Consider the following 7,396-nt stretch of genomic DNA (forward strand, 5'->3'; position numbering starts at 1 on the left):
TGCCAGTGACGAAAGCCCAGACTGCTGAGAGCGGACCCGAGTGACATGCCGATAAACCCTGACGTAACAAAGATGGAGGTAATGCGTGACTGGGCTTCGGGTTTGAGTTTGTAGATCACGGACTGATGTACAACCTGCAGTCCCATCGCGGCAACATCAAGGATCAGTATTCCCCCCGTCAGAAACGGCAGCGAGACCCGGGCCTCCATCATCAGTCCCCACGAAAGCAGCAGTAAAACAGCAAGTCCCACGGTTAAAGCCGCTGTGTGGCCTTTATCGCTGATTCTGCCCGCAATACCCGCTGAAGTGGCACCGGCAGCCCCGATTAGGCCAAAAAGTCCGATGGTTGAAGGCTGAAAATAATACGGAGCGCCGGACAGAAAGAGCGTAAGTCCTGTCCAAAGGATGCTGAAGCTCCCCATCCCCATCATGCAGTAGAAGGCCCGAACCCGGAGGGCCTCGTGTTCTTTTAACAGTGAGAGCATCGAAGCGATCAGTCCGGCATAAGCGATTTTTGTGCCTGAAATAACCGTTGGCACCATCATTTTTCTCACGATAATCAGAACGGTAGCTGCAGCAACCGTCGCAAGCAGGTACATCGCTCTCCAACTGAGAGCATCGGCGATCAATCCTGAAATCGTGCGGGCGAGAAGTATTCCCAGGAGCATTCCGGTGATCATCTGCCCCACCCGCTGACCGCGCTCCTTTTCAGGCGTGTGCGTGGCCACGTAGGGGATCAGGACCATCGTCGCGCTTGATGCCAGCCCCAGAAACAGCTGAACGACAGCGAAAAACCAGAAGCTCTGGCTGACAGCAGTCAGCGCCAGCGCAGTGATACACAGAAGCACCATTACCGAGGCCAGACGGCGTCGATCAATAAAATCCCCCAGAGGGACCAGAAACAACACACCAAGGCCATAACCCAGTTGCGTCAACGTTACCAGGAGAGCCGTGTCCGAAGAGGGGGTATGAAACTGCTGTCCAATCACGGCCAGCAGCGGTTGTGAGTAATAAATATTGGCGACCATAAAAGCCGCTGCCGCCGCAAAAACGGCTGTCTGTCGTGCAGTTAAGACGATGTGTGATGAGGTCATGCTATCTCCTGAGCCAGAAACAGAAATGCAGGCCCCCTGATGTGGGGCCTGTAATCAGAAGCCGTTTCAGGCTGCCGGATACTGCGCTTCCGCCGACCACCTGTCCTGCGGCTCAGCATGTAAATTCCAGAATGTCCGGGCAACGGCATGCGACTCATCCGAACCTGCAGCAACAAGTGTGCCGACTGTAACCGTCGCAATATGAACATTCCTGTCTTTGAGAAGATCAAACAGGCCGTGAGTCAGATTCCGCACACCGGCCTTGCCGACGCTCAGGGACAGATAATCAGCATTGGGCTGGGTGGCGAAAATGCCGCCGGTTATCAGGACGGTGCCTTCTCCGCGTTCAGTCATTCCGGGAGTGACGGCTTTGACAGCAGCAAAACCAGCACCAATATTCACCGTTAGATCCTGGATAAACCCTTCCACCGTCTGGGCTTCAAGCGATCCATCGTGCAATGCAGCTGAATTAAAATGCAGCACATCTACCGAGCCGGTTTGCGATTCCACCGTGTGGATAAGCTCATCGATACTGTTGATATCGCTGGCATCGACGTAGCGACCTTCTGCCTGCAATCCGGCCGCCTGTAATGCTTCCACCTGCTCTGAAACGTAATGTTTGTTACGTGATGTTAAAACCACGCGAAAACCTTCGCGGGCAAACAGGGTGGCAGTTGCAATTCCAATCCCCGGTCCGGAACCAATACTCAGAAATGTTTTCATCATTTTTGCCTCTCATTTAGTCAGAAAGGCAATTTTATAATTTGCTCATAAAATGATAATCAGGGTAAATTGCAAATTATTATTGTGTGGGGTGCATGAATTATGTTTGAGGACTTTGATGACCTGACGGCTTTTGTCTGCGTGGCCGAGGCCGGTAGCTTTACCGGAGCGAGCGACCGGCTTGGTCGAGATGCTTCAGTGATATCGCGTCGGGTAAGCCATCTGGAAAAAAGTCTGGGCGTACGTTTGCTTGTGCGAACAACGCGCAGCGTGACTCTGACAGAGGCCGGAACATATTTTCTGCAACGTACGCGGGCCGCACTGGATGAGATCGGCGCAGCGAGTCGGGAAGTTGGCGATTTCGCGACCACCCCTCAGGGGGTGCTGCGGGTTTCGCTGCCAGTTACCTTTGGAAGGGAAGTCATAGCCCCTGTTATTCCGGACTTTCTGAAGGCGTATCCTGACATACGACTGGATGCGCATTTTCTCGATCGGCGGGTTGACATTGTGGCAGAGGGTTTCGATGCCGTTGTCCGCGTCGGTATTATACGGGACAGCTCTCTCACGGGGCGCAAACTGGGTTCGTTTCGCAGTCAGCTGGTTGCCTCCCCGGGATATCTGAAGGAGCATGGTATACCTTCCGGGCCTGAAGAACTTGAGCAGCATGCCTGCCTGGGGTTTACCAGCCATCCGGACTGGCCTCACTGGGTGCTTGAGAACGGACAGGAACGCGCGCAGATAACACCCACGGGGCCGCTGACAACCAATACCAGTGAAGCGCTGATGATGGCCGTACGCCAGGGAACCGGTATAGCTCTTTTACCAGACTGGATGGTTAAACCGGCACTCGATGACGGCGCGCTTGAAAGCGTGCTGCCCCGGTGGCTCAGCGCGGCGGAAGTCAGCGTTTATGTGCTGATGCCCCCCGGCGCCCTGGTACCGGCCAAGACGCGGGTGTTTATTGATACCATCTGTAGCCAGCTGGCGCTATCCGGTACCTGGCATGCGCGGAAGGCCTGAGGAACTAAGGCAGCGCGCGGTTATGGACCGGGACAGGAAGACGTTCGCCATTCTTGCTGGCTCGAACGATGATATCCAGCAGGGTATGCAGTTCCAGCGCATCGTCAAAGTCCGGTGCAGTACGTGTGCCGTTGCGCAGATCCGCCGCAAGCCGCTGGTAGATGCGGGCCACATTCCCGCTTACCAGTCCGGCAGGAACCGTATCATCGTCGGGAACCGGCAACGGATGTAAGGTATTATCGTCTCCACGCGCTCCCGTCAGCGTCAGCGGCATAATCTGGGTCATGCCATTTTCTCCTGTGATACGTAAGTCGCCCTCGCTACCGTGAATATCCCAGACAAAACCCTCGGTACCTCTGGGCTCCCCACCGCGGAAATGGATGGAGAAGGGAGCACCGCCGATCAGCGAGCCAGTCACGATAATCTGGTCAGCAGCATTCATACTGACATACTGGCCCGTTTCTGGGGCATAGACCTGAGGAATGCGCGTTTCCAGGATGGAAGACACGCTGGTAATATCGCCCAGGACATCCTGAAAAGCCGCCAGGGTATGCGCAAACGGTATAGTCAGCATGGTGGCACCGTTCTCCCGCCTGAGCAGATATTCATCTGTTGCGAGCGATTCAATCCGGTCGCCCCAAATCCTGCCCCAGCCTGAGACCGAGACGGAACGAAGCGTGCCGACATAACCACTTTTGACAAGACGCGCGAGCTCACGTATCGCGGGGTTCACCCGGGCCTGGGTTCCGGTTACGGCAAGCACGTTTTTTTCGCGTGCGAGCGCTGCCAGAGTCTCTGCCTCCTGCATATTTTTCCCCAGCGGCCACTCACAGTAAACATGTTTCCCGGCCTGCAGGACTTCCTTGAGTACACTTAAATGACCCGGTACTTTGACGGTCACCACGATGAGATCGATATCCGGTGAGGTAGCCATATCCGACACGCTGTCATAAGCGACCGGGATCCCGCAGGCAGCAGCCGCGACACGTGAGCTTTCAATGCTTGAGTTTGCCACGCCTGCAATTTCAAAGTCGTCAGAGAGATGCTGAAGGGCCGGCATATGGGCCAGCGCGGCCCAGCTGCGGCCAGGCTGAAGGCCAACGATCCCTACCTTGATTTTACTCATTGATTCAGACTCCCGTGATTTACAGCGACGCACCGGCAAGGGAGGCCGTACTGCCAAACATTTTGTCATGTCGTACGGCTCTGGCCAGCAGGTCTCTGAGATAGAGCGCGGAGACCTGTGCGCCGGGCGCAGTCATGAACCACTCCCTCTCACTGACTGTATCAAACTGGCGAGGAATTTCGCCCATATACGGCAGCACGTAGGCGGGCATAGTAGGTTCGCTACGCCAGCTTTCTGACAGCGGCCCCATGTCAACGGCGTCGTAACCCAGCGCCTCGATCAGTGATATGACCTGACGTTTCGCTGATTTCACGTTCCCTGCGACAGGAAGAGCGCTCCTTTCAGTTGAATCAGCCGCCCGGGCACGGCTGGCGAGACGAACCCAGTCCATATTATTCAGTGCACGGATGACCTGAGAATTGTGCAGATGTGACTGTACCAGCTCACTACTTGCAATCTCAGCGGTCCGGATCTCCGGCATAATCCCGTCACGTTCCGGATAATAATTCATGGTATCCACCACGATCTTACCGGCGAGCTCATCGGCATCGAGCTTCTTGTAGGCAACAAGGGGAATGGCCGCAATGATGATGTCGGCTTGTGCAGCCAGTTCCGAGGTGGTTGTTGCCCGCGACAGCGGTCCGAGCTCATCAGTCAGCTCCCTGAGGGAGTCCGGTCCACGGGAATTACTGATAATGACATTAAGGCCTGCAGAAACCGCAAGTCTCGCAACCTGACTGCCAATCATCCCGCCACCAATAATACCGATAGGTTTCATCATTAATCCTCATCAGAAAATGTACGGCAGGATTGTATAACCTGCATACAAAAGGATATTAGAGGTAAAAAACAATTAACTATTGCGAATATTGCATGAATCAGTAGCACAGGCTCCGATGAATCCACGAGGCATTTACATCACTCCATACGCTCGCAGCGGAGCTTTAACATTCACTGGAATCGAATCAGGAATGTCCGCTTTTCGCTCATGAGGGACGACCATGCTCAAATCTCCCACATAGCAGGGGATTGGAGCATGAACACGTCACCGTGGAACAAAGGCCGTATCGTCGGCCAAAAAAGACCACTTCAGATATCTCATATCTGGGGGAGCCGAATCCGGCTTGAACTGAAAGGTAAGACGCGCGACGGCAATACAACCGTATTTTTCATGGGTGGGGAGCAAAGCTTGGCCTCGACGATTCGCTGTACAGCACACATTCCATGAGAAGAAAAAAACCTTACCTGATCTACAAGAAGACCAAGAATCTCCGGGTGATCCAACTACTGTGGAGCCATAGGAAACGGGAAAGCACAGTCCGTTATCTGGACATTGAAGTCGATGATGCGTTAGAGATTTCTGAATCGATTGAAGTCGAAGATTGTCAGGGCTGCAACAGCAGCCCTGTGCCAAAAGCGGAGGTCTACAAAGTCCACGATGCGTCAGACAATGAGGAAACGGGTCACTCTTTTTCTAAACACCATCACTAAACAGCTCATTCTTCTAAACGTTTAGTCACTGTCGCACAACATGTTTGATAGCTTTCACAAACAGGCAATCCAGTTGCAATATGCCGCCGTTCTCAGCTTGTGAAGGCGATCTTTCCGCTATAAATTCGTATGTAACGCTTCACTAAAACGATACAGGCTGAATTTAATGCCCTTGGTATCTTGAGCACATTAACATCGGGAGGTGCGAAAAATGGCCAATATTCGTGATGTCGCCTCTTACGCTGGCGTTTCTGTAAGTAGTGTTTCCAATGTGCTGAATGGCCGTACCGATCAGATGCGCAATTCCACTCTACTTCGCATTCAACAGGCAATGGATGCGTTGAACTACCACCCAAACCGCATAGCGCAGCAGCTTAAAACTGGCTTAGTACATATGTTCGGACTGCTTGTCCCCTCCATTGTTAACCCCAGTTTTTCGGCTCTGGCGCGCGAAGTCGATTTAGCCGCCAGAGAACATAGTTATCGGGTACTGCTGGGGAATACCTATCGGCAGGAAGATGAAGAGCGCGCCTTTATTGAGGATATGTTCGCCCACGGTGTGCGCGGTATTATTGTTGCCGCCAGCGATATCCGTAAAACGCACTTTGCTAAAGCCGCCGAGCAGGGCATGGTTATTATTAATTATGACAATCGTCTGGCCTACAATGTCGGTAACGATATAAGCCTGTTCGACAGTATCTCAATGGACAACGTCGAAGCCGGGCGTTTGGCAGCCTCACATCTGATTGAACGCGGTTGCCGGAATATTGTGTTTGCCACCGAAGCCAGCCTGAGCATGAGTCGTAGCCACAAAATCGATGGGTTTCAGACGGTAATTCGTAATCATAATTTAACGGGGCTGCATCGCATTGTCGAAGGCAAAGCGCTGGGTGGATATGGCGACACAGAAATGACCGACCTGGGGTACGCTCTGGCAAAACGCATTTTAGCTATCACTCCCCGTCCAGACGGCGTGGTCGCCATTAACGACGCGCTGGGAATTGGTCTGCTTGCAGGGTTGCGCGATGCCGGTATCGACATTCCCAGGGAAATATCCGTTATCGGTATCGATAATATTCCGCTTGCAGGGTTAACCTGGCCGGCTATGAGCTCAGTGAATCCACCCTTAAATAAAATGGCATCATTAATGATAGAGCGGCTGCTCCATAGGATTGAAGATCCAACGCTGCCGCCGGGAGAGTTCCTTTTTCCTCCGTCATTAGTCTGCCGTCATTCCGTACGGGAAGCGTAACCAGAGACACTATATAAATAATTGGTTTTCATCGATGGTGAGCAAGGAGCATCTTCCTGACGGGTATCACACAAATTCAGAGGAAAGGCGCAATGAACAACAACCAACAGACGTTACAGGACAGCACAGCACAGCCTGCAATATGCGAACAAACTCACCGACTATGGATATTGATGGGCGTTTCGGGGAGCGGGAAATCCGCTGTGGCGCGTCGCCTGGCAGCGCAGCTCGATATACCTTATCTTGACGGAGATTTTCTGCACCCTCGCAGCAACGTCGATAAAATGGCCGCAGGTCAGGCTCTGAACGATACCGACCGTGAGCCATGGCTGGAGGCCTTGAATACCGCGGGTTATTCTATGTTAAGAACCAACCCTCAATCGTTGATTATTTGCTCTGCGCTGAAAAAACGTTACCGTGATATATTGCGGGCGGGCAACCCCGGCATTCGATTTTTATTCCTTAACGGCAGCTATGAGGTAATAGAGAAGCGATTAAAACAGCGTAAAGGCCATTATTTTCGTTCATCAATGTTAACGTCCCAGTTTGAAACACTGGAGCTTCCCCATAGCAACGAATCAGATATTATTACTATTAACATTGATAGGTCTTTGGATGAGGTTATTTCTGATTGTATAGAAAAAATGGGTTAACAAAAAAGTTATTTACTATTTTATAAACTCTTATTAA

At 52.5% G+C, this 7,396-nt stretch carries 7 protein-coding genes and 1 pseudogene; 4 read left to right on the top strand and 4 right to left on the bottom strand.

Going from position 1 to position 7,396, the window contains the following annotated elements:
• Positions 1-1,094, bottom strand: a 1,094-nt coding sequence (locus NYE85_RS09865) for an MFS transporter (RefSeq protein WP_259004538.1), incomplete at its 3' end; no start/stop codon positions are given.
• 66 nt (positions 1,095-1,160) lie between these two features.
• Entirely contained in the window at positions 1,161-1,820 is a 660-nt protein-coding gene (locus NYE85_RS09870; protein WP_259004539.1) for an SDR family oxidoreductase, read from the bottom strand.
• Between the two features lie 99 nt (positions 1,821-1,919).
• On the opposite strand from NYE85_RS09870, the gene NYE85_RS09875 reads away from it, so the two are divergent.
• Positions 1,920-2,837 carry a LysR family transcriptional regulator gene (locus NYE85_RS09875; RefSeq protein ID WP_259004540.1) on the top strand — a complete coding sequence of 306 codons (918 nt, stop codon included), beginning with the start codon at positions 1,920-1,922 and terminating at the stop codon, positions 2,835-2,837.
• Between the two features lie 4 nt (positions 2,838-2,841).
• On the opposite strand, the gene NYE85_RS09880 is transcribed toward NYE85_RS09875, so the two are convergent.
• Positions 2,842-3,963, bottom strand: coding sequence for a Gfo/Idh/MocA family protein (locus tag NYE85_RS09880; RefSeq protein WP_259004541.1), 1,122 nt, complete (start codon positions 3,961-3,963; stop codon positions 2,842-2,844).
• Positions 3,964-3,982: 19 nt separating this feature from the next.
• The gene (locus NYE85_RS09885; RefSeq protein WP_259004542.1) at positions 3,983-4,744 is read right to left on the bottom strand and encodes an NADPH-dependent F420 reductase; all 762 of its coding nucleotides are present in this window, start codon (positions 4,742-4,744) and stop codon (positions 3,983-3,985) included.
• Positions 4,745-4,999: 255 nt separating this feature from the next.
• On the opposite strand from NYE85_RS09885, the pseudogene NYE85_RS09890 reads away from it, so the two are divergent.
• From NYE85_RS09890 to NYE85_RS09900, 3 genes and pseudogenes are all read left to right on the top strand, one after another.
• Positions 5,000-5,340: pseudogene (locus tag NYE85_RS09890) on the top strand (hypothetical protein); the annotation flags it as partial.
• A gap of 325 nt (positions 5,341-5,665) precedes the next feature.
• The gene (locus NYE85_RS09895; RefSeq protein WP_259004544.1) at positions 5,666-6,706 is read left to right on the top strand and encodes a LacI family DNA-binding transcriptional regulator; all 1,041 of its coding nucleotides are present in this window, start codon (positions 5,666-5,668) and stop codon (positions 6,704-6,706) included.
• Between the two features lie 173 nt (positions 6,707-6,879).
• The gene (locus NYE85_RS09900) at positions 6,880-7,359 is read left to right on the top strand and encodes a gluconokinase, GntK/IdnK-type (RefSeq protein WP_259004545.1); all 480 of its coding nucleotides are present in this window, start codon (positions 6,880-6,882) and stop codon (positions 7,357-7,359) included.
• Positions 7,360-7,396 lie beyond the last annotated feature (37 nt).

The sequence above is a fragment of the Serratia sp. AKBS12 genome (assembly GCF_024793895.1).
GTDB lineage: Bacteria > Pseudomonadota > Gammaproteobacteria > Enterobacterales > Enterobacteriaceae > Serratia_F.